Here is a 21,354-nt window from a genome sequence, read left to right as displayed (position 1 = left end):
GTCTCCGAAAAGAAGCCGGCCGGGCGTGCGCAGCCCGACCGACCGAGGGGGAGGCTTAGAATTTCTTCTTCACCGTGATCGCCCATTCGCGCGGATTGCCGGGGCGCGCCTTGCGCACGCCCGCGCCCGCGCCGCGCAGGTCGAACACGGAGAGATAATAATATTTGTCGAAGAGGTTGGTGACTTCGAACGAGACGTCGAGATCCTCGTCCGCATTCTGCCAGGTCAGCCGCGCATTGGCGAGCGTGTAGGCAGGCACGAAGTTCAGGACGCGGACGCCACTGATGACTGCGGCGCCACCGAACTTCTTGTCTTCATAGGTGACGTCGAAGCGCGGGGTCAGGCTGCCGGCCTTGTCCAGGTCGATCTTATATTGCGCGCCGACGCTGAACTTCCAGGGTGGCGACACCGGCGGATCATTGGCCGACACGCCGCCCGGATTGGTAGGATAGGCCGCTGCCGGATCGAGGCTGCTCGCCTTGTATTTGAAGTCGAGATAGCTGATCGAGGCGTCGATCGCGAGGCCGTCGATCGGGTAGGCGGACAGTTCCGCCTCGAACCCCTTGACCCGCGCATCGCCGGCGTTGAGCCGCGCGGCGCAAGGTGCGCCGGGGCAGGTCAGCACCGGGATCTGGATATCGATATAGTCGTTGATGAAGGCCGCGGCGTTCAACCGGACGCGGCGATTGAAGAAGTCGCTCTTGAAGCCGATTTCATAGGCGGTCAGCTTTTCCGGGCGGAAGGCGATGACCTGCTGCGTGTTGAAGGGGCGCGGGTTGGAGCCGCCACCCTTGAAGCCGGTGGATACCGATCCATAGACCATCAGGCTGTCAGTCAGGCGATAGTCGGCCGCGATGCGATAGTCCCAGCGCTTGGCGCTATAATGGGCGGTAAGGCCCGACAGTGCAGTCACGGTTTCGGTGGTGTTGCCATTGCCGTTATAATCGAGCGTGTCCGCGCCCGAATAGCCGATGCCATAGGCCGCACCGACCGGGTCGAGGAAGCGGTTGACCGTCCCGTCATAGTTCAGGCGATAATAGGTCTGGTCTTTGCTTTCCGTGGTGTAGCGCAGGCCGCCGCTCAAGGTCAGCCGGTCGATCGGCTTCCAGGACAGATGGGCGAACGCCGCCTTGGCCTCCGCCTTGGTCGGGTCGGGCTGGCGGAATTGCAGCGGATAGACCGGGACGTAGCGGATGTCCTGGAGCGAGTCATAGGTCGACTTCTGCTTGAAATAATAGCCGCCGACCGTGGCGTTGAGATTGTCGCCCAGCTCCGCGTTCAGCCGGACTTCCTGGCTGAAGCTCCAATTTTCAAGATAGTTGCGGCCGAAACCGATATTGGCGGGGGATATATCGTCATCGGAATCGAACTGGGTGTTGAAGGTGCGGTATCCGGTGATGGACGACAATTTGAACGCATCGGACAGCGCATAGTTGATCTGGCCCGACACGCCCCAGCCCTTGTAGAGGCTGCGGTCGGTGCCCTGCGTCGCAGCCAGCGGCGTGCCCGCCGCGCCGAAGGGATCGACCGGGATCGGCGGTGTCCACACGCCGGCGGGCTGACCGGTGCCGATATAGTTGCAATAACGACCGCAGATGAAGCGGTCGTCATAGACGACGCCCGGCGCCGGATTGGTGTTGGGCGAATTGACGGGGTTGGTCGCGATCAGCACTTCGCCGGCGATCGTATGTTCGTCGCGGGTATAGTCGCCGATGACCGTGACATCCAGCTTGTCGCTGGGTTCCCAGAAGGCGATGGCGCGGATCGCCTGATAGCCCACGCCGCCCAGCTTGCTGATGGTGCAGTCGCCTGCGGGCTGGGTGGAGGGAATGCCGCTGCCGGGATTGGCGCAGCCATAATCGATCCGGTCGACGAACCCTTCCTGCTGCTTGGCGACGCCGGAGATGCGGACGGCGAGCGTGTCGGTGATGCCGAAATCGGCGGCGGCGCGAATACCGATCCGGTTGCGGATGCCGTAATTGACCTCAACGAAGCCGCCGCCATCGCCCGACGGACGCTTGGAATAGAGCTTGATCGCGCCGCCCTCGGCGTTGCGGCCGGCCAGCGTGCCCTGAGGCCCGCGCAGGATTTCGACCCGGTCGAGGTCGAGCAGTTCGAACACCGCGCCGGTCAACTGCGGATAATAGACATCGTCGATATAGATGCCGACGCCCGGTTCATAAGCGGGGTTGAAGTCGTTCTGGCCGACACCGCGGATCGAGGCGGTGATGGACGGGCCGAAAGAGGCGCCCTGCGGCTTCAACGACACGTTGGGCGCGGAATCGGCCATCTGCGCCAGGTTGGTCTGACTCTTGGCCTCCAGCTCGGCGGCGCCGACGGCGGTGATGGAGATCGGCGTGTCCTGCAACCGCTGGGCGCGGAACTGGGCGGTAACGACGATATCGGCGACCGAACTTTGCGACGCGCCATCCTGCTCGGCGGCCTGCGGGGCGGCCGCGGGCGGTTGGGCCGATGATTGCGCCGACGCTGGTGTAGTGATTGCGAGGATGGAGGCTGACGCCAACAGGGCGCGCGACATCATTGCACGAAGATCGTGTTGCATGGGTAATCCCCTCTCCTAATCCGGCTTTTGAGATCCGTCCTGTCCGAACGTGACCCGCCTGTGACGCTGCTGTGCGTCGATTGTTAGTAAGACATACAATTTTATCCGATGCAAGAGCCTCATCGACCTCGCAACGAACATTGTCGCACTATTTGCCTTCATTGCGAGAGGGCAAATAATGCTGTTGTTTCTATTGGTGGTAGTGGCAGTGACAGGATGATCGGGGGCGGAGAGAGAAAGCCCTGAAAATCCTTTGTTCCGCCAATGGTGCGTTCAGACGTAGACGCGCCGCAGCAGTTCCACCAGCATCGCGGTTTCGGCCGGGCTGAACCGCGCCTTCAGCCAATTCTCATGCTCGGCGATGCAGGCGCGGGCCTGCGTCAGCGAGTCGCGGCCACCGTCGGTCAGGCTTAATGTCTGGCGGCGGCGATCCTGCGCGGACGCGCCGCGGGTCAGAAAACCGCGGTCCTGCATTCGATTGACGATGGCCATCACGCTCGCCCGGTCCATTTTCAAGCGGCGGCCGATATCCGCTTGAGCGATGCCGGGCTGATCCTCGATCAGCCAGAGGACGGCAACCTGCTTCTGGGTGAGGCCGAGGTCGCTGAAGGTTTCGGTGAAATGTTGATAGACGGCGGCGCTTGCCAGTCGAATATGAAAACCGACCAGGCCGTCTATGCCGCTGAGGCGAGGGTCGGGGAAGAGGTCGAGCGGTTCCAGGTCATTCATGGTATTCATAGTAACAGTGTGCGCAGTAAGCGCTGGCCCGTCAATCCTTGGCCTTGAAAAAATGTGAGTGTCACATACAATATCTTCAACCAGAACAGGGAGAGGATCAGACGTGGCGCATTTTCCGGACACAGCGTCTTTCACGGGTTTCAACACGCCCTCGCGGATCGAGGCGGACATCGCCGATCTGGATGTAAAGGGGACGGTGCCGCCCGAACTGGACGGCGCCTTCTACCGGGTGCAACCCGATCCGCAATTTCCGCCCCGGCTGGGCGACGACATCGCCTTCAACGGCGATGGCATGATCACCATGTTCCGCTTTCATGACGGCCAGGTCGATTTCCGCCAGCGCTGGGCGAAGACCGACAAATGGAAGCTGGAGCATGAAGCGGGCAAGGCGCTGTTTGGCGCCTATCGTAACCCGCTGACCGACGATCCGGCGGTCGAAGGCAAGATACGCGGCACCGCCAACACCACCGCTTTCATCCATGGCGGGAAACTCTATGCGCTGAAAGAAGATAGCCCGGCGTTGGTGATGGACCCGGCGACGCTGGAGACGGACGGCTATACATGGTTCGACGGCGCGATGACCGGGCAGACCTTCACCGCCCATCCTAAGATAGACCCTGCAACCGGCGACATGATCGCCTTTGGCTATGCGGCCAAGGGGGTGCTGACGCGCGACATGACTTATTATGTCGTGTCGCCGGACGGGGTGTTGAAGCAGGAACTGTGGTTCGAACTCCCTTATTATGCGATGATGCACGACTTCGCGATCACGCCCGATTATGCGCTGTTCCATGTCGTGCCCAGCACGTCCAACTGGGAACGGCTGGAGCAGGGGCTGCCGCATTTCGGTTTCGACACCACGCTGCCGGTCTATCTGGGCGTGCTGCCGCGCCGGGCCGATGCGACCGCGGCGGACATACGCTGGTTCAAGCGCGACAATTGCTTCGCCAGCCATGTCATGAACGCCTTTCAGGAGGGCACGAAAATTCATTTCGACACGCCCGAAGCGAAGAACAATATGTTCCCCTTCTTTCCCGACATCCATGGCGCTCCGTTCAACGGGCCGGAATCGGCGAGTTTCCTGACCCGCTGGACCGTCGACATGGCCTCCAACGGCGAGGATTTCGCCAGCGTGCAGCGGTTGACCAATATGATGGGCGAATTTCCCCGGATCGACGATCGTCAGACCGGCCTGCCCTATCGCTATGGCTGGTTGCTGGTGATCGACCCGACCAGGCCGGTGGAACTGAAGGGCGGCAGTCCGTCGGGGATGCTGATGAACACGCTGGGCCTGATCGATCACCGGACCGGCGCGGAGCAGACATGGTGGTGCGGGCCGCTGTCGTCATTGCAGGAACCCTGCTTCATCCCGCGCAGCCCCGATGCTGCGGAAGGCGACGGCTGGATCGTGCAGGTGTGCAACCGGCTGGAGGAGCATCGCAGCGATCTTCTGCTGTTCGACGCGCTGGACATCGCCAAGGGACCGATTGCGGAAATCCGTATCCCGATAAGATTGCGGTTTGGCCTGCACGGCAATTGGGCGACGGCCGACCAGATCGGGCTGGCGGCCTAGAGCGATTTCTGGTCAGATGGAAACGCAGTTTGGCGAAGCCAATCATCTGACGACTCGGAAATCGCGTAAAGCCAGAAACCTATACTTGCTCCCCTGCAGCGCGGGCGCGGGGGAGCAGGCTGGCATGGTCGCGTTCGACCCGCCACAGCAGCACCAGCAGGATCAGCACCAGCGGCGGCGCGACCCAGTTGATCGACAGGATCGCCCCGCCCAGGTCGCCGCCGCGCGCATCGCTGATCATCCCCACGGCATAGGGACCGATGCCCAGGCCGAATATGGTCGACACGACGATATAGAGGCTGACGGTCAGCCCGCGCATCCGCGGCAACACCTGTTCGAACAATACCGCATAGAGCGGCGGCATCCACATGGTCAGGATCAGGCTGTAGAGGGTGAAGCGCAGGTAGAAGTCGCCAGCGTCCGGGGCGCGATAGACCCAGAGCGCCAAGAGCGGCGACAGGCCCATGGCGAACAGCGCGACCCATACCCGGCGCGACAGGCGATGCGCGCCGATCCGGTCGGACAATGGCCCGGCGATCAGCGGCCCGACGACGCCCAGCCCGGCGGACAGCAGGCCGAATTGCAACCCGGTGTCGGCCGGCGACAGGCCATAGCCTTTCATCAGGAAGGAGGGCGTAAAGCCCATCACGCCATAGTTGATGACGCTCTGCAACGCCCCCGCCGCGATGCACAGCAGCAGCGAGGGATTGCGGGTGATGAGCGCGAAGGCGACCGGATCGCGGCCCTTGAGATTTTGCAGCAGGTTGGCGATGACGAAGGCGCCAAAGCCGATCACGCTCCATTGCACGACATGGGGGCTGATCGCCACGCCGCCGAGCAGCAAGGGGGGACGGGGCGAAAAGGATTCCGACCAGTGGATCGCCAACAGCACGGCCAATATGATCAGCGCCAGCAGGCCGATATTGAGCGTCCAGTCGCGGGTCGTCGCCCGCGTGCGCGCCAGACTGAGCCAATGAAAGCCCGGCGTCACGGCACCCAGCACGTTCAGGCTGGCGCGGAAGGGGTGGGGATCATGGGCGGTCGGGATGCCGTCCATGACGCCGCGCTGCGGTTCGGGCAGGCGGCTCATCAGGAAAGCGATGAGGAAGCCGGGCGTCGCCGCGACGGCGAAGGCGAATTGCCAGCCTCTCAGACCGAGCGGTGCCGTGCCCGCCGCATAGCGCGCATCCCACCATTGCGCTGCCATGCCGCCGATGATGAGCGATCCGCCCAGCCCGACGGCGATCGCGGCGGCCATCACCGCCATCACCATCCCGCGCTTTTCGCGCGGGAAATAATCATAGGTCAGGCTGGTGCCGGCCGGCTGCGACGCCGCTTCGCCGATGCCGACGCACAGGCGCGACAGCATCAGCGTGAAGAAGCCGGTCGCCAAAGCCGCCCCGCCGGTGGCGAGCGACCAGAAGCCGATCGTGATCGCCAGCAGCTTCGTCCTGACCCACCCGTCCGCCAGTCGCCCCAGCGGCAGCGAGAACAGCGCGTAGAAGAGCGCGAAGACGGTGCCGTAGAGCAGCCCCATTTCCGCGTCGCCAATCTTCAGGTCCGCCTTGATCGCGGGGGCGAGGATGGCGAGGATATTGCGGTCGAGCAGGCTGACGAGATTGGTCCCCGCTACCAGCGCCAGCGCATAATAGGCCGTGGCGCGCGAAGGGGCCTTGATCGTCACAGGGCGAACACGCGTTCGGCATTGGTCTGCATCAGCTTGCGCCTGGCCTCGTCGGACATGTCCAGCAGGTCATGGGTGCGCACTTCATCCGCCACATATTGGTAGGGATAGTCCATCGCATACATGACCCTGTCTTCGCCCAACACCTTTTGCGCGAATGTGATCGCCGGCTCCCAGGCCATGCCGCTGGTGGTAACGCAGACGTTCGACCGCATATAGTCGTGGATCGATTTGTTGAGCGGCTTCATCCGCTCATAACGCTGCGATCGCACGCCCGCCTGATGCATATAGTCGAGCCGGTAGAGCCAATAGGGAAGCGCCTCGCCCATATGGCCGACGATGATCTGCAGGTCGGGATAGCGATCGAAAATACCGATGGTGATGAGCCGCAACAGGTGCATCCCCGTCTCCACGCCAAAGCCGAAGATCGCGCCGTCCAGCCCGGCGTCCAGCATCGGCCCGATCATCGCGTCGGGCGGGGTCGAAGGATGGATATAGAGCGGCTGGCCGGTATCGGCGAGCGCGCGGAAGATCGGGTCGAACTTGGCATCGTCCAGATATTCGCCCTGGGTATGGCTGTTGACCATCACCCCCTTGAACCCCAGATCGCCAGCGCCCCGCCGGATTTCGGCGGCGGACCAGTCCGGATCCTGCGGTGCGATCGACGTCATGCCCACGAAGCGGGTGGGATGGGCGGCGCAACGCTCGGCAAGATGATCGTTGGCGCGGGCGACCATCGCCTTGGCCTCGTTGACGTCCAGCAGTGGTTGCACGCCCGGCGAGGTCAGCGACAATATCGCGACGTCGATCCCGGTCGCGTCCATATCCGCCAATCGCTGGTCGCCCAGGTCGAGCAGCCGATCGATGATCTGGGTCGCGCGCTGCGACGGCGACTGGCCGTAAAAGCCCCACAGCGACACCATGCCCCGGTCGGCCGTTCCGTCGCGCAACATGCGCAGATAAGCGTCGACCTGTTCGCGCGTGGCGAAGGCTTCCTCCGTCGCGATGCGCAGATAGCCGCGGTCGCCGCCCGTCTTCAGTTCATGCGTCATGGCTTATCCTTCGTGAATGGCTTTTGTGACGAGGCAGGCGTCGATTCCTTCCGGACCGTCTTCCGCGCCGTGACCTGACCATTTGACCCCGCCGAACGGCGAATCCGACCCGCCGATCATCGCCGTGTTGATGCCAACCATCCCGGCGTCGATCTGCCGCCCAACCCGGCGCTGGCGCGCGGCATCGCTGGTCCAGGCATAGGCGGCGAGGCCATAGGGCAGGCGATTGGCCTCCACGATCATCGCGGCTTCATCGGCATAGGCGTTGATGAGGGCGACGGGGCCGAACGGCTCCTCATTCATGATGGCGGCGTCCAGCGGCGTGGCCGTCAGCACGGTCGGCGCGAAATAATAGCCGGCATTGCCGATCCGTTCGCCGCCGGTTTCGAGGCGCGCGCCCTTGGCCACCGCATCGCCGATCAATCGGTCCATCGCGTCGAGACGCCGGGCGTTGGCCATCGGTCCCATGACGCTGCCGGCCGCCGCGCCGTCGCCGACCGTCACCTTTTGCGCGCGCTCGACAAAGCCGGCAAGGAAGCGATCATGCACGCCCGCCTCCACGATGAAGCGCGTCGGCGATACGCACACCTGCCCGGCATTGCGATATTTGCCCGCCACCACCGTATCGAGCGCCTTGTCGATATCGGCATCGGCGAAGATCAGCACCGGGCCATGGCCGCCCAGCTCCATCGTCGTGCGCTTGCAATCCTCCGCCGCCAATTTCGCCAGATGCTTGCCGACGACGGTGGAGCCGGTGAAGCTCATCTTGCGGATGATGGGGGAGCCGAGCAAATGGCGCGACACTTCGTCGGGCACCCCGAACACCGCCTGCGCCACATCGCCGGGCAGCCCTGCGTCGAGCAGGCATTGCAGCACCCCCAGCGCGGACGCAGGCGTTTCCTCCGCCGCCTTCAGGATGACCGAACATCCCGCCGCGATCGGCGCACCGAGCTTGCGGCCGGGATTGCCGAGCGGGAAATTCCATGGCGCGAAGGCGGCGACCGGACCGACCGGCTCCTTGGTAACGGTCGATCGCTGCCCGGCCGGACGTACCAGCGCCCGGCCGTAGAGACGAAAGACTTCGCCGGCGTAAAAGTTGAACAGGCCGACATTCATCATCACTTCGATGCGTGCTTCGGCCAGCGTCTTGCCCTGCTCCAGCGTGGCGACGCGGGCCAGTGCCTCCTGCCGCTCGACCATCAGCCGGGCCGCGCCTTGCAGCACGGCCGCCCGCTCATGGGGCGTCGAATCGCGCCAACGATGGAAGCCGCGCTGCGCCGCCGCCAGCGCCGCGTCGAGGTCCGCCGCATCGGCCAGCGGCAGGTCCGCGATCGCCTCGCCGGTGGCGGGGTTGACGACCTTGTGGGTCCGTCGCCCGCCGCCCGACAGCCGCTGGCCATCGATCATCAGATAGAGGTCGGGATAGGCCATGGGTTCAGGCGCTCACCGCTTCGCGCGCGGCCCGTTCGCGGTCGATATCGCCCTGCCAGCGTTCGGCGACGATTTCCTTGCCCGTCACCGGATGCACCATGTGGAACGGCACCAGCTTGTGCGTCGGCCACAGCCAGTGATCCTCGATCAGCGCGTCCGGCCCGGTCGGGTCTTCGGGATAGGTGATCTTGGGGAAAGGCACATATTCGGCTGGCGTATTGGCCCAACCCTGGTCGAAATCGGCATGCCATTGCGGCATGTAGTTCAGGATCTGGATGCGCCAGATGCCGTCCACCTTTTTGTAGGTATTTTCGTAGATGCCGCCCTCCCACCATTGGCGCGCGCCAAGCATCGGGTTGGAGGGGTCGGTATAATCCTTGTGCCGGCCAGCCTGCATCATCGACCGGGCGCGGGCATGGGCCGTGACGCCGTCGGCATCGATGTCGACGATATCCTGCAATTGCGGATGGTCGAGCAGGAAGCCATCGATCGGACCGTTGGTGCCATGGGTGAAGCGCGCCTGGAAGCGTTCGACATAGAGGCGGCGAATACCTGCCTGGCCGCGCCAGACGCCGCCGAAGAAGCGCACTTCGCCATCCTCGGTGAACAGGTCGGCGGTTTCGTTATAGAGGCATTTGTCGATCAGGTAGCCGTAGAGATGCTGCAATTTGCGCACGTCCAGCTCATCCTCGCGCCGTTGCAGGCGGGTGCCAAGGTCGGCGACGCTCTGTTCCAGGCGGGCGATACGGTCGGTGTCGGACATAATTTGCTCTCCTATCATTGTATGTAATACTTACAGATTAAACGGCTTCCGCAGCCAGTCGCTCCACTTCCTCGCGATAGGGACGGATGGCGCGGATCATGCAGAACGTCGCGATCGGCAGCAGCACGCCCGCGGTCATCACCAGCGACTTCCAGAGCTGGCTGGGATCGCCGACGATATAGTCCTGCACCAGGCCCACCAGGAAGCTGCCCATCGCGCCGAAGAAGGTGAACATGAAGAGGTAGATCGCCGTCACTTGGCCCCGCATCGCATTGGGCGCAACGCGCTGGATCGCGGCATTTTGCGGGACGGCCCCGGCCATGCCGAACATCGCGCCGATGCTGGATACGGCCAGCGACGCATAGCCATTGGGCATCAAGGGCGCGAGGATGGCGCAGATGGTGACGCAGCCGAAGAAGATGGCGGCGGCGCGGACATTGGCGTCGGCATGGCGCTTGGCCAGCCATTCGACGAAGATGCCGCCCAGCAGCAGGCCGGTGAGCGACGCGACCAGGGTCATCGATCCCATCACCGCGCCGATCTGCGCCTCGTTCCAGCCATAGGTGCGGATCATGAAGGGGACACGCCAGAATTGCAGGCCGAACACCTCGATCGCGCTCAGCGCCAGCCCGGCGAACAGCGGATAATAGACGCGGCGCTTGGCATGGATCGCCCTGGCGGCGTCCAAGCCGGTGAAGGTCAGGATGCGGCGGCCCAGCGAGGCTTGAACGGGCGGCGTGATGGAGTCGGGGGCGGGCGCATGGCGCGGCGGTTCCTTCACTGTCAGGAACAGGAGGGCGACGAACAGGGCGGGCAGGCCCAGCCAGATCATCAGCCATTGCCAGCCCAATATGGTAAGGCCGCCATGCTGGGTTGGCGGCCATCCCACCGCATGGGAGATCAACATGCCTCCGATTACCGGGCCGAGTGTGGTGCCGCCGATGAAGCCGAATTGCAGCAGGGCGAAGGCGCGGGTCAGGATGCGCGGCGGGAAGGCGTCGGCCAGCAGCGAATAGGAGGACGGCGCATGGGCCGATCCGCCTGCAGCCAGAAAGACGCGGGTGCCGACGAACTGGCCGAAACTCTGCGCGATGCCGCCTAATGAAGTGATGATGCCTAGCGCCGCGCATCCTCCCGCCAGCACGAACTTGCGCGGGAAGATGTCGGCCAGGCGCGCCAGCGGGATGCCGACGAACAGATAGCAGATGATGCTGGCGGGTCCGGCTAGGAAGCCGAGCTGCGAATCGGACAGGCCGAAATCCGCCTTGATCCGCTCCGCCAACATGGCGAACACCACCTGTTCGAAGAAGGTGACGAACGTCGCCAGGATGATGACGAACAGCGCCCAATAGGCGGCACCCATCGCATGGGGCGGGCGCGCGGATGCGGCGGCATCCGGCGATGCGGCCTCTTCCGCATCCCATAATGTATCGGTCGCAATCGGCGCGGGTGCCAGGGCCATGGGCCTTCTCCTCTCCACTTCTCCCTTTGTTCACAGGGATGAAATTTCGGCTTGGCGAATTTGTAAGTGAACTATACGATTATGGCGAGAGAAAAATACACGTTCGTTACAAAGATCGTCATGGGAGAATGGGATGCTCGAATTTGCAGGACGCACCGCCTTCGTGACTGGCGGCGCCAACGGCATCGGTCTGGGTCTGGCCCGCGCCCTGCTGGCGCAAGGGTGCAAGGTCGCGATCGCCGACATAAGAGAAGATGCGCTGGCCGCCGCGGTCAAGACGCTCGATAATCAGAGCGTCATAGCTGTCCAACTCGATGTCGCATCGCGGACAGGTTTCGCCGAGGCGGCCGACAGGGCGGAGAAGGCGCTGGGGCCGGTCAGCCTGGTCTTCAACAATGCCGGCATCAACCTGTTCCAGACCATCGACGAGTCCAGTTATGACGATTGGGACTGGGTGATGGGCGTCAATCTGCACGGCGTCGTCAACGGCGTGATGACCTTTGCGCCGCGGATAAAGACGCTGGGACAGGGCGGTCATATCGTCAATACGGCGTCGATGGCGAGTTTCCTGTGCGGCGGCGCCCCCGGCATTTACAACACCACCAAATTCGCGGTGCGCGGGATGAGCGAATCCCTGCGCTACAGCCTGGCGCCGCACGGCATCGGCGTGTCCGTACTTTGCCCCGGCCTGGTGAAGAGTCATATCTATGCGAGCGACGAAGTGCGGCCGTCCGCGCTCAGCGGTGGTGCGAAGCCAGTGGACAGCGCGGCCGTCGGGCGGCTGGAACAGTTGCACCAGTTCGGCATGGAGCCGGACGTCATCGCCGCGCGCACATTGGAAGCAGTACGAGAGAACCGTTTCCACATCTTCCCCCATCCCGAATTTCGCGACGAACTGGCAACGGTGTTTGACGAGATACTCGCCGATTTCCGCGACTATCCCGAAGATGCCGGCTTCGCCCAGCGCACTGGCTTCGAAAAGATGCGTCGTGACAATTATGCCAAGGCCCGGCGCGAGGCGCGCGAACGCGCTTAATGGGCGAACAGGTCGCCCTGCCGGGGTGGGGCGGCCAGTCGTCGTGGCGCGGCCGGCGTACCGATGAGCACGCGGGCGCGGCCGGTGAGCGTATATACCGCTTGGCGCTGTGCGCCGCGATTGAGATGATCGACGCGATAGCCCTGATAATGGCGCTTGAGCAGGCCGGCCTTGACCAGTTCCGACGCGGCCCGGCTGAGATTGGTCTTGCCCGACGCGCGCACGCGGTTGCGCACTTCTTCCTGCACCTGCACATCGTCAGTCAGGGTGTCGCCGGTCAACTTCATGTCCTTGCGCAACTCGTCGCGCACCCGCTCCACCAGCGCCATGCGGCGTGGATCGCGGTGGCCCATCGGCGTCAGCGCATCGCATAGCCAGTCACGTAGCGGGACCAGCCCGTCGCCCACCCGGACCTCCGGCCCTGCGCTGCCGTCCGGTCGGGCCACGTCCGCGATCAGCGTCAGCAGCATGAAGGCGTATCGCGGCCGCGAGCAGCAATGGGAGAGCTGGTCGAGCAACAGCGAAAGATCGCTGCCGCCGGGGATGCGGGACGGAAGGGCTGAATGAAACATATCGTGAATCAAGCACAGAGCGAGTCGCTTGTGAATCCGCTTTTTTCGGCGAGTCGCATTTTGTCGCCCGTGACACTTTGCCCTTCGGTAAAGTGTCACGGCAGAAACTTTACCGAAGGGTGCAGGCATGCCCCGGCGGGCGCGATCCCGATCAGATCCCTTAAGGCGAATGCTGCTCGTCCTCGACGGGCAGGATCAGAGTCACGCGCAATCCGGGTCCCGCATCGCTCAAGGTCAAGGTGCCGTCATGGAGATGAGCGACGGCCGCCGCCAGCGAGAGGCCCAGACCGGCGCCCGTGATATGGCGCGACGCATCCAGGCGGGCGAAACGGCGCAGCGCCTCGATCCGTCTTTCTTCGGCGATGCCCGGGCCGTTATCCGCCACGGCGACGCAGATCGACGGGCCATCCCGCCAGGCGGACAGCAGGATGCGATCGCCGCCATATTTGAGCGCATTGTCGATCAGGTTCGACAGCACCTGACCGAATATCTCGCGATGCGACCGGATATGCAGGCCGGGCGGCGCATCGACGCTGATGGTCACGCCTTTGTCCTCGGCCAGCGCGTCATACATATCCTGGAAATCGTCCAGTAGCGCCGCGACGTCGACCGCCGAGAAATTGTCGCGGCCGATCCCCGCTTCGGCCCGGCTGATCAACAGCGCGGCATCCAGCATCCGCAACAGCGTGTCGCCTTCGTCCAGCGCCTTTTCCAGCGCTGCGATCAATTCCTCGTCCCGGCTCTGGCGCAAGGCGCTCTCCAGCACGGCGCGCAGCCGGGTAAGGGGAGAACGAAGGTCATGGGCCAGGCCGTCCGTCACCAGCCGCATTTCATCCACCAGCGCGGTGATGCGGTCCAGCATCGCGTTGATCTCGTCGCCCAGCGCATCGAACATGTCGCCGCTGCCGCTCAGCAGGATGCGGCGCTTGATGTCGCCCGTGCCGACCGCCGCAGCGGTATCGATGACCGATCGCAGCCGGCCCCGGATGATGGCGGCGGAGAAGAAGGCGGCGCCCGCCGCCAAGGGCATGGCGAGGAGGATGGCGCCGATTAGCGCCGCTTCCAGGTAGCCGCCGAAGCGCAGGTCGTTTTCCACGACATGGCCGGTCAGCAATCGCGTTCCGTCCGGGAATTGCGTGCTGACGATGCCGATACTCTGGGGATCGCGGTTCTTCTGGCCGATGCGCAGCAGGTCGAGCTGGCGCCAGCTTTCCGAGGGACCGATGTCGGCTGGCCAGCCTGGGATGTTACCGGCGATGCGCTGGCCATTCGGCCCGATCAGCAACATGATCGAGCTGCCGTCCGGGTCGGCCATCATGCGGCTATGCACCGTGGCGCCAGCCGCTTGCAGGCCAGCCGCTGCATAGGTGGCGGCGATATCATCGCGCAGGTTCACCGCGACCGCTCGGCTGGCTTCGTCCACCGAACGGCTGGTGAATTGATGCACGGCCCAGAGCGCGACCAGCACGCAGGCGATCTGCATCAGGAAGACGAGCGCGGCGAATCGCCAGATGACGCTCTGGCGCCAGCGCATCGTCACCCCTGTTCGCTCAGGCGATAGCCTGCGCCGCGGATCGTGTGGATCAGCGGAGGCTCGCCATCCTCGTCGACCTTGCGCCGCAGCCGGCTGATATGCACGTCGATGACATTTGTGCCGGGATCGAAATGATAATCCCATACGCCTTCCAGCAACATGGTGCGGGTGACGACCTCGCCCTGATGCCGCAGCAGATAGTCGAGCAGGCGGAACTCGCGCGGCTGCAGGTCGATGACGCGCGCGCCGCGCTTCACCTTGCGAGAGAGGAGGTCGACGTCCAGGTCGCCGCAGGACAGGCGCGTTTCGGGCGCCTGTCCACCACCGCGCCGCAGAATGATCCGCAACCGCGCCAGCAGTTCGGCGAAGGCGAAGGGTTTGGCCAGATAATCGTCCGACCCGCCGGTCAGCCCCTTGATCCGTTCATCGGCGGTCGCCAGCGCCGACAGGATGATGACCGGGGTGTCGATGCCGGCCGCGCGCAGCGCCGCGAGCACCGCCATGCCGTCCATGCCCGGCAGCATCCGGTCCAGAATGATGGCGTCATGCGCGGCTTCGGTCGCCAGGAACAGGCCGTCGCGGCCATTGTCGGCGCGATCGACGGTAAAGCCTTCCTCGACCAGTCCCTTGGCGATGTAATCGGCGGTGGTCGCGTCGTCTTCGACCAGCAGCACCTTATAGCTCATGACCGTCCTCATTTCCCGGCCACCGCCGGATCAGCGCTACGCATCCGGGCGGCCATGCTGCCCCGTCCGCCGCCGATCAGCCGTTGCAGGTCCACCATCGCCCGCGCCAGCGAAACGCCCTGCGGCCCGGCAATGAAGCGCGGTTCCCAGATCGGCGCGAATTTCGCCTTATAGGCCCGCAATCCGCCAAAGCCATAGAAGGCGTCGCCATGGCGATAGAGGAAGGCGGCCGCCTTGACCCAGAGCGGGGACAGGCGGCGCGCATCCAGCCCCGACAGCGGCGCAAGGCCAAGGGTGAACCAGTGATAGCCCTTGTCCTGGCCCCAGAGCAGCAAGCTGGTGAAGATGAAGTCCATCACGCCGGGCGGCGCGTCGGCGCTGTGGCGCATGAGGTCGACGGACAATTCCCGGCCATCCGCCGTCGCCCAGATATTGGCGAAAGCGACGATCCGCCCGCCGCAACGCACGAGGGCGCAATCGAAGCGCGTCATATAGGCGTCGTCGAACCGGCCGACGCTGAAGCTCTTTTCGGTTGCGCCCTTCGCCGCGAGCCAGTCGTCGGACACGGCGCGCAGGGCGGGCAACAGGGGGGGAAGGTCGGCGGCCGCGACGATCTCGAACAGGGCGCCGTCGCGCGCGGTCCGGCGAACGCCATGGCGCAGGGCGCGCGCCTGCGATCCTTCCAGGGTGAAGCCGTTCAGGTCGATCCGCGCTTCCTCCCCATATTTGACGATGGATAGGCCGAGGTCGATCGCCAGCGGCAAGGATTCCAGGCTGAGTTGATAGAGGAGCAGGCGGCCCTGTGCCGCGTCGGCCCGTTCCCGCATCCGCCAGAGGAGATCGGGCCATTCCACCGGGTCGCCGACCGGATCGCCCATGACGATCCAGCTATGCCCCTGGACCTGATACATGAGGAAGGCGCTGCCCGACGGCGATGTCAGGAATTTCTTGTCCCCGGTCAGCGCCAGAAAAGCATCGGTCCGGGTAGCCAAGGAGAGCGCGGCGTCGCCGGGCGGATCGGATGGTGATTCGTCCCATATATCGCGGGCGGGACGCAGTAGCGCCCACAGTGCCGCGCCGACCAGCACGACGCCCGCCGCCAGCGCGGCACGCAGGAAACGGGATGCATCCCGATGGCGTCCAAATTGCCACCACAGGTCGCCTTGATAGTCGACATGGCGATAGGCGATGAAGCCGATCCAGATGGACAGGCCGACGGCGAGGCCCAGCGTCGCAATCCATCCGGGGGTCAATATGGCCGATGTCAGGCTGGTCCGGCGATAAAAGGCCGCATGGCTCCATTGCAACAGGGCGGCGATGACGAGCAGGATGCTTGCCTCTTCATAGTCCAGTCCCTTGGCGAGCGAGAAGATCGCGCCGGCGACCAGCAGCAGTCGGGTAAGCCAGAAAGCGCCGTCCAGCCGCCGGTACAGGCCCGACGCCAGCAGGATCAGCAGCGCCCCGATCATGCTAGCGGCCAGATGCGACGCTTCGACGAAGGGCATGGGGATGATGCCGGCCACCATGCGGAAGCGGCCCGGCACCGCCGGCAGCGAGCCGGAAATGAGCAGGATGGCGCCGCCCACCGCCACCAAAGCGGCGAGCATGATGGGCGCGATCGTCCGGGCTATGGTCTGCGCGCCGCTCGTGACGTTGCGCAGCGGCTGTCGCCAGGCGCGCCGCTCATGCGCGGCGATCAGGACGACCGCGACGAACAGCGGGATCAGATAATAGAGGATGCGATAGGCGATGAGCGCGGCGACCAGCACCGGCCTGTCGACATGGGGCAGGCTGGCGACGATCACGCCTTCGAATATGCCGATGCCGCCGGGGACATGGCTGATCAGCGCGACGATGATCGCCAGTGCATAGCCCAGGAAGAAGGCCGGATAGAGCGCGGGCGACAGATGGGGGATAAGCACGAACAGCGCGGCGCTGGCGAAGGCCAGGTCGATACAGGCGATGCCGATCTGAGCCAGCGCCTGCGACCGGCTGGGCAACGTCAATGTCCAGCCGAACAGATTGACCGGCCGCGTCGCGGATCGCAGCGCGGCCAGCAGCAGGATCGCGCCGCCGAGCAGCGTAGCGCCGATGGCGCGCTGGACCGGAGCGTCGATGGTGAAGCCGCCCAAGGTGAGGCCGGCGGGGTATAGCGTCATGGCCAAGGCCGTCAGTGTGAAAACGCCGCCCCAGAAGGCGAAGCTGGCCGACGCGATGATGCGGGCGACGTCGCCGGGACCTAGGCCGGCCGCGCCATAGATGCGCAGCCGCGCCGATCCGCCGGTGACCAGCGCCAGACCCAGATTATGGCTGAGCGTATAGCTGCAGAAGGACGCCAGCGCCGCCGTGCGCCAGCCGACGGCGCTGCCGATGATGCGCAGCGCCAGATGATCGTAGAGGGTGAGGGCGAGATAGCTGAGGCCGGTCAAAACCGCGGCCGTGATGATCGCGACCGGGGGAATGGCCTGGAAGGCGGCGCGGACGTCGCTCCACCGGATTTCGGCAAAGAGATGATCGAGCGCGATACATGCCAGCGCCGCCACCAGCAGCAACATGGTGATGGCCAGGATCCGTCGGTATCGGCTGGCGCCGACCGGCCGCGCGATGCGGGTCATGGTGCCGCGGCGTGCCAGCCGATCGCTCGGCCGATCGCCCCTGACAGAGCGGCGCTGACGGCATCGGCGTCATGATTAAGGGGATGGCCGCCGGGCAGTTGCAGTCGGGTGACATTGGACTGGCGCAAGGCCGGGCAAAGGCTGGCCGCCTCCTCAGCGCCGTGGATGCACAGCAATGGCACCCAACTCAGTCGCCGGGCGGCGGTCGCCGCGTCTTCTTCCGGTTCGTTGAAGGAGAAGATTTCGGATGGCGAGGCGCGCCACTGGCGAGTGGCTCCCGGCACAATCAGGGCGATGAACGCGATCCGTCGACGCAGCGTGGTGGGCACGTAGGGGAGCGACGGCGCGATGATGTCGGCGCCGAAGGACTGGCCTAGCAGCAGCAGGCGCGCCTTCGGATCGACGGCGATGGCGCGGCGCAATCCTTCGGCGATCATGGCGCCCGCTTCTTCGGGCGTGCGGCGCGTGCGAAAGAAGCGCAGGCTGTTTTCGGTGACGACGGGGATGCCCCGGCGTGTCAGCCGCTCTGCGACATTCGGTCCCAGCCCCGCGTGAAACCCCATGTCGCCCGACAAATAGAGCGCCACCGCACGTGGCTGGCGCGGGTCGACCGCACCTTTCGCAGGCATCAGGTCGAACAGCGCCGCGTTGCCGATATAGCCAATATACCAAAGTGCCAGCAGCAGGGCGCAGGTCAGGCCGGCAAGCGCGGCGGTCGACCGGCTCATGCCGCATGGCTCCATGCGCTGTCGGCATGGGGCAGCGCGCTCGTCGTTTGTACTCGCCCGCTGCGCTCCAGCTTGCCCCATCCGACCCATGGCCCCAATATGGCGGTGGCGACGGCGCGTATGACGACGCTATACATGATCTGCCGATAGATGAAGCGCTGCGCTACCAGCAGAAGCGCCGGATAGCGTTGCTCGCGCGGCTCTAGACGATAGGCGACGGCTCCGCAGGCGACGTCGATCGCGGTGAAGGCGATCCAGTAGAGCGCCATGCGCAGCACGTCGCTTTGGGTCTGGGCCCAGCCATGCTGGTGGACGCGCAGCGCGGTGTCGATTGCGCTGACCACCAGCGCCAGGTCGATGATCGGCGATACCAGCGCGAAGCCGATCTGGAACAGCCAGGCCTGGGGCAGGCCGACCCAGGCGAGGCCTGCCGGCTTGCGCTCGCGCCAGATGCTGCGATGCTTCCACAGGCATTGCAGCGTGCCATAGGCCCAGCGGAAACGCTGCTTGGACAGTGCGCCGAAGCTTTCGGGCGCCTCGGTCCAGGCGACGGCTTCGGTGTCGTAGGCGATGCGCCAGCCGGCCCGTTGCACCGCGATGGTCAGATCCTGATCCTCCGCCAGCGTGTCCAGCGGATAGCCGCCGACGGCGTCCAGTGCCGATCGCCGCCAGGCGCCGACCGCGCCCGGCACGACCGTGATCGCACCGAAACGGGCGAGCGCGCGCCGCTCCAGATTTTGCGCCGTCACATATTCCACCGCCTGCCAGCGGGTGACGAGGTTGATGCGGTTACCGACCATGGCATTGCCGGCCACAGCGCCAATGGCCGGATCGGCGAACCAGCGGGCGAGGCGGGCGATGGTCGATGGTTCGAACTGGGTATCTGCATCCAGCGCGACGATGATCGGCGCGCGGGCGATTTCCAGCGCGCGATTCAGCGCCGCCGCCTTGCCGCCATTGGTCAGGGTGAGCAGGCGCACGCGCGCCTCGTCGGCGAAGCTGTCGGCTACAATGCGGCTGGTCGCGTCGGTAGACCCGTCATCGACCACGATGACCTCCAGCCCGACCTGCTGGCTGGCCAGGACGCGCCGCACCGATGTTTCGATCACCTTGGCCTCGTTGAAGGCGGGGATGATGACGGACACGAAGATATCGGGCTGGATGGCCGGCGGTGCGATCCGGTTGCGCGGCGACCGGCTGCCCAGCGCCAGCCCCGCCAGCATCACCGCGCGGCCGATGCCGAACAGGATGACCGCGAAGAACAGCCATTTGAGCGTCACCGCGATCGCCGCCAGCACCAGGAATATGGCGACATCCACCCGCACCGCGGCCAGATCAGCCCCACGGACGGGCGGCATCACCTGCGCAGGCGTCAGCCCGGCCAGCGCCGACACCGGCACGAAGCGATAGCCGCGCGCCGACAGCGCCTTGATGATGCGCGGCAGCGCCGCCACGGTCTGCGCCCGGTCGCCGCCGCTGTCGTGGAGCAGGATGATCTGCGCCGACCGGTCTGCGCTGCCGTCCTCGATCTGCGCGACGGTGCGCGCGACGATGGCGTCGGCGCCGGGCCGCGTCCAGTCGCCCGGATCGACATGCAGGCCGACATTGAGATAGCCCGCCTTCTGCGCCTCCAGCGCCGGGCCGATCTCGTCCGCCGTGGTCGGTTCCGCGTCGCCGAAATAGGGCGCGCGGAACAGGCGCATCGCCCGGCCGGTATAGGCTTCGACCAGTCGCTGCGTGCTGTTGAGTTCCAGCGATACGCCCCGATCCCAGACCTGCGCTAGATTGGGGTGAGTATAACTGTGATTGCCGATCTCGCTGCCCTGCGCGACGATCTGCCGCAGCAGGCCGGGATGCATCATCGCATTTTCGCCGATGACGAAGAAGGTCGCGGGCACATGGGCCTGGCGCAATATGTCCAGGATCGGCGGCGTCCAGACCGGATCGGGACCATCGTCGAAGGTCAGCGCGACCTCATGCGGCCGATAGCCGGTGCGGCGGATGACATAGGGGGTGGGCAGGCTGGCGAAATGCTCGTTGGTGATGAGGCCGCTGGTGCGGCCCGACCCCATGACAATCGTGCGATGGCCGATGGTCGGCACGTCGTCGATCCGCAATATCTCGCCATTGCCCTCGACATCGACCGAGTTGAAGCTTGTGAGCCGACCCATTGCGGCGGGCGGCGTGGCCTTGCCTTGTTTGAGCGCGGCCCAGAAGCCGGGATCTTCCGATCCGAGCCGCCACAGGGCGACGCCTCCGGTCCCCGCCAGCCGCGCCGCGCGGACCTGATTCCAGCCGCTCGCGGCGTCCAGCATCCAGACATGGTGGACCTGCCCGTCCTGCTGATAATCGAAGCTGGCATTGCCTGACGCCGGATCGAAGCGGATCGCCGCACCGCTGTCATGCGCGGAAAGCCAGGCGTCTTCGATCGACAGCGTGTCGGCGTTTTTCACGCCATCGGTCCAGTCATAGGCATAATTGCCGATCGCGACGATCGTCTTGGTGGCCGGAACGACTTTCAGCGCGGCGTGGAGCCGTTGCACGAACCAGGGCTGGGCGGCGATCGGTCCGGCCGTGTCGCCGATATAATGCTGGTCATAGTCCATCAGGAATAGCCGGTCGGCCAGCCGGCCATAGCGGGCCAGATTCCAGCCGGCGTCATCGACCGGGACGGTCAGCGTCAGCAGCAGGTGGTGATCGTGCAGGATGGACGCCGCCTGACGGAGGAATGCGAGATAGTCGCCCTGCGCCCCCGCCGGCAGCGCCTCGAAATCGAAGACGACGCCGGCCGCATGCATTGCGCGCAACGCCGGGATGAGATGCTCGAGGAAGGCCGTGCGCGCGTGATGATCGTGCAGAAGCGCCGCCGTCCCGGCGCTGTCCCATGTACCGTCGTCGACGTTCTGGACGACCGGCA

General features: G+C 65.0%; 15 protein-coding genes (1 of these 15 running past the window's edge). 2 read left to right on the top strand and 13 right to left on the bottom strand.

Features of this window, described 5'->3' with window-relative positions; all coding sequences use genetic code 11:
• Positions 1-55 precede the first annotated feature (55 nt).
• The gene (locus tag ABT375_RS21595; protein ID WP_261936966.1) at positions 56-2,563 is read right to left on the bottom strand and encodes a TonB-dependent receptor; all 2,508 of its coding nucleotides are present in this window, start codon (positions 2,561-2,563) and stop codon (positions 56-58) included.
• Positions 2,564-2,836: 273 nt separating this feature from the next.
• A complete protein-coding gene (locus ABT375_RS21590; protein ID WP_224550648.1) occupies positions 2,837-3,292 on the bottom strand; it encodes a MarR family winged helix-turn-helix transcriptional regulator in 456 nt (151 codons plus the stop codon).
• Between the two features lie 112 nt (positions 3,293-3,404).
• On the opposite strand from ABT375_RS21590, the gene ABT375_RS21585 reads away from it, so the two are divergent.
• Positions 3,405-4,874, top strand: coding sequence for a carotenoid oxygenase family protein (locus tag ABT375_RS21585; protein ID WP_416465200.1), 1,470 nt, complete (start codon positions 3,405-3,407; stop codon positions 4,872-4,874).
• 79 nt (positions 4,875-4,953) lie between these two features.
• Here the strand turns inward: ABT375_RS21585 and ABT375_RS21580 are convergent, their stop codons facing one another.
• The 5 genes from ABT375_RS21580 to ABT375_RS21560 are packed head-to-tail and all read right to left on the bottom strand — an operon-like array spanning position 4,954 to position 11,266.
• Positions 4,954-6,558, bottom strand: coding sequence for an MFS transporter (locus ABT375_RS21580; protein ID WP_416465198.1), 1,605 nt, complete (start codon positions 6,556-6,558; stop codon positions 4,954-4,956).
• A complete protein-coding gene (locus ABT375_RS21575; protein WP_416465196.1) occupies positions 6,555-7,610 on the bottom strand; it encodes an amidohydrolase family protein in 1,056 nt (351 codons plus the stop codon). The genes ABT375_RS21580 and ABT375_RS21575 overlap by 4 nt, the downstream gene beginning before the upstream one ends.
• Positions 7,611-7,613: 3 nt before the next feature.
• Positions 7,614-9,041 (bottom strand): NAD-dependent succinate-semialdehyde dehydrogenase, encoded by a 1,428-nt coding sequence (locus ABT375_RS21570; protein WP_416465194.1) that lies wholly within the window; start codon positions 9,039-9,041, stop codon positions 7,614-7,616.
• Positions 9,042-9,045: 4 nt separating this feature from the next.
• A complete protein-coding gene (locus ABT375_RS21565) occupies positions 9,046-9,804 on the bottom strand; it encodes a nuclear transport factor 2 family protein (protein ID WP_416465192.1) in 759 nt (252 codons plus the stop codon).
• Positions 9,805-9,841: 37 nt separating this feature from the next.
• On the bottom strand, positions 9,842-11,266 hold the full coding sequence (locus ABT375_RS21560; protein WP_224550655.1) for an MFS transporter: 1,425 nt from the start codon (positions 11,264-11,266) through the stop codon (positions 9,842-9,844).
• A gap of 133 nt (positions 11,267-11,399) precedes the next feature.
• Here ABT375_RS21560 and ABT375_RS21555 point away from each other — a divergent pair, with 133 nt between their 5' ends.
• The gene (locus ABT375_RS21555) at positions 11,400-12,302 is read left to right on the top strand and encodes an SDR family NAD(P)-dependent oxidoreductase (RefSeq protein ID WP_416465190.1); all 903 of its coding nucleotides are present in this window, start codon (positions 11,400-11,402) and stop codon (positions 12,300-12,302) included.
• On the opposite strand, the gene ABT375_RS21550 is transcribed toward ABT375_RS21555, so the two are convergent.
• The 6 genes from ABT375_RS21550 to ABT375_RS21525 form a co-directional block, all read right to left on the bottom strand.
• The gene (locus tag ABT375_RS21550) at positions 12,299-12,874 is read right to left on the bottom strand and encodes a hypothetical protein (protein ID WP_416465188.1); all 576 of its coding nucleotides are present in this window, start codon (positions 12,872-12,874) and stop codon (positions 12,299-12,301) included. The genes ABT375_RS21555 and ABT375_RS21550 overlap by 4 nt on opposite strands.
• Before the next feature lie 160 nt (positions 12,875-13,034).
• The gene (locus ABT375_RS21545; protein ID WP_416465186.1) at positions 13,035-14,408 is read right to left on the bottom strand and encodes a sensor histidine kinase; all 1,374 of its coding nucleotides are present in this window, start codon (positions 14,406-14,408) and stop codon (positions 13,035-13,037) included.
• 2 nt (positions 14,409-14,410) lie between these two features.
• A complete protein-coding gene (locus tag ABT375_RS21540; protein WP_224550659.1) occupies positions 14,411-15,094 on the bottom strand; it encodes a winged helix-turn-helix domain-containing protein in 684 nt (227 codons plus the stop codon).
• A gap of 8 nt (positions 15,095-15,102) precedes the next feature.
• Positions 15,103-17,709 (bottom strand): bifunctional lysylphosphatidylglycerol flippase/synthetase MprF, encoded by a 2,607-nt coding sequence (gene mprF, locus ABT375_RS21535; protein ID WP_416465184.1) that lies wholly within the window; start codon positions 17,707-17,709, stop codon positions 15,103-15,105.
• A complete protein-coding gene (locus tag ABT375_RS21530) occupies positions 17,706-18,437 on the bottom strand; it encodes an AcvB/VirJ family lysyl-phosphatidylglycerol hydrolase (RefSeq protein WP_416465182.1) in 732 nt (243 codons plus the stop codon). Before ABT375_RS21530 ends, mprF begins: the two co-directional genes overlap by 4 nt.
• Positions 18,434-21,354: the 3' portion of a glycosyltransferase gene (locus tag ABT375_RS21525; RefSeq protein ID WP_416465180.1), read on the bottom strand. 457 nt of this gene lie beyond the right edge of the window; 2,921 of the gene's 3,378 nt are visible here — the last part of the coding sequence; the start codon falls outside the window, past its right edge; its stop codon occupies positions 18,434-18,436. Before ABT375_RS21525 ends, ABT375_RS21530 begins: the two co-directional genes overlap by 4 nt.

This window comes from Sphingomonas sp. VDB2, assembly GCF_047946695.1.
Classification (GTDB): domain Bacteria; phylum Pseudomonadota; class Alphaproteobacteria; order Sphingomonadales; family Sphingomonadaceae; genus Sphingobium; species Sphingobium bisphenolicum.
The sequence above is the reverse complement of the archived record's forward strand: the minus strand, read 5'-3'. Positions and strand labels throughout refer to the sequence as shown.

Excerpts from the sequence above, each read along its gene's own strand:
- ABT375_RS21575 (WP_416465196.1), bottom strand. The coding sequence starts at position 7,610 with ATGACGCATGAACTGAAGACGGGCGGCGACCGCGGCTATCTGCGCATC.
- ABT375_RS21540 (WP_224550659.1), bottom strand. The coding sequence starts at position 15,094 with ATGAGCTATAAGGTGCTGCTGGTCGAAGACGACGCGACCACCGCCGAT.
- ABT375_RS21560 (WP_224550655.1), bottom strand. The coding sequence starts at position 11,266 with ATGGCCCTGGCACCCGCGCCGATTGCGACCGATACATTATGGGATGCG.
- ABT375_RS21530 (WP_416465182.1), bottom strand. The coding sequence starts at position 18,437 with ATGAGCCGGTCGACCGCCGCGCTTGCCGGCCTGACCTGCGCCCTGCTG.
- ABT375_RS21595 (WP_261936966.1), bottom strand. The coding sequence starts at position 2,563 with ATGCAACACGATCTTCGTGCAATGATGTCGCGCGCCCTGTTGGCGTCA.
- ABT375_RS21545 (WP_416465186.1), bottom strand. The coding sequence starts at position 14,408 with ATGCGCTGGCGCCAGAGCGTCATCTGGCGATTCGCCGCGCTCGTCTTC.
- ABT375_RS21570 (WP_416465194.1), bottom strand. The coding sequence starts at position 9,041 with ATGGCCTATCCCGACCTCTATCTGATGATCGATGGCCAGCGGCTGTCG.
- ABT375_RS21555 (WP_416465190.1), top strand. The coding sequence starts at position 11,400 with ATGCTCGAATTTGCAGGACGCACCGCCTTCGTGACTGGCGGCGCCAAC.
- ABT375_RS21590 (WP_224550648.1), bottom strand. The coding sequence starts at position 3,292 with ATGAATGACCTGGAACCGCTCGACCTCTTCCCCGACCCTCGCCTCAGC.
- ABT375_RS21550 (WP_416465188.1), bottom strand. The coding sequence starts at position 12,874 with ATGTTTCATTCAGCCCTTCCGTCCCGCATCCCCGGCGGCAGCGATCTT.
- mprF (WP_416465184.1), bottom strand. The coding sequence starts at position 17,709 with ATGACCCGCATCGCGCGGCCGGTCGGCGCCAGCCGATACCGACGGATC.
- ABT375_RS21565 (WP_416465192.1), bottom strand. The coding sequence starts at position 9,804 with ATGTCCGACACCGACCGTATCGCCCGCCTGGAACAGAGCGTCGCCGAC.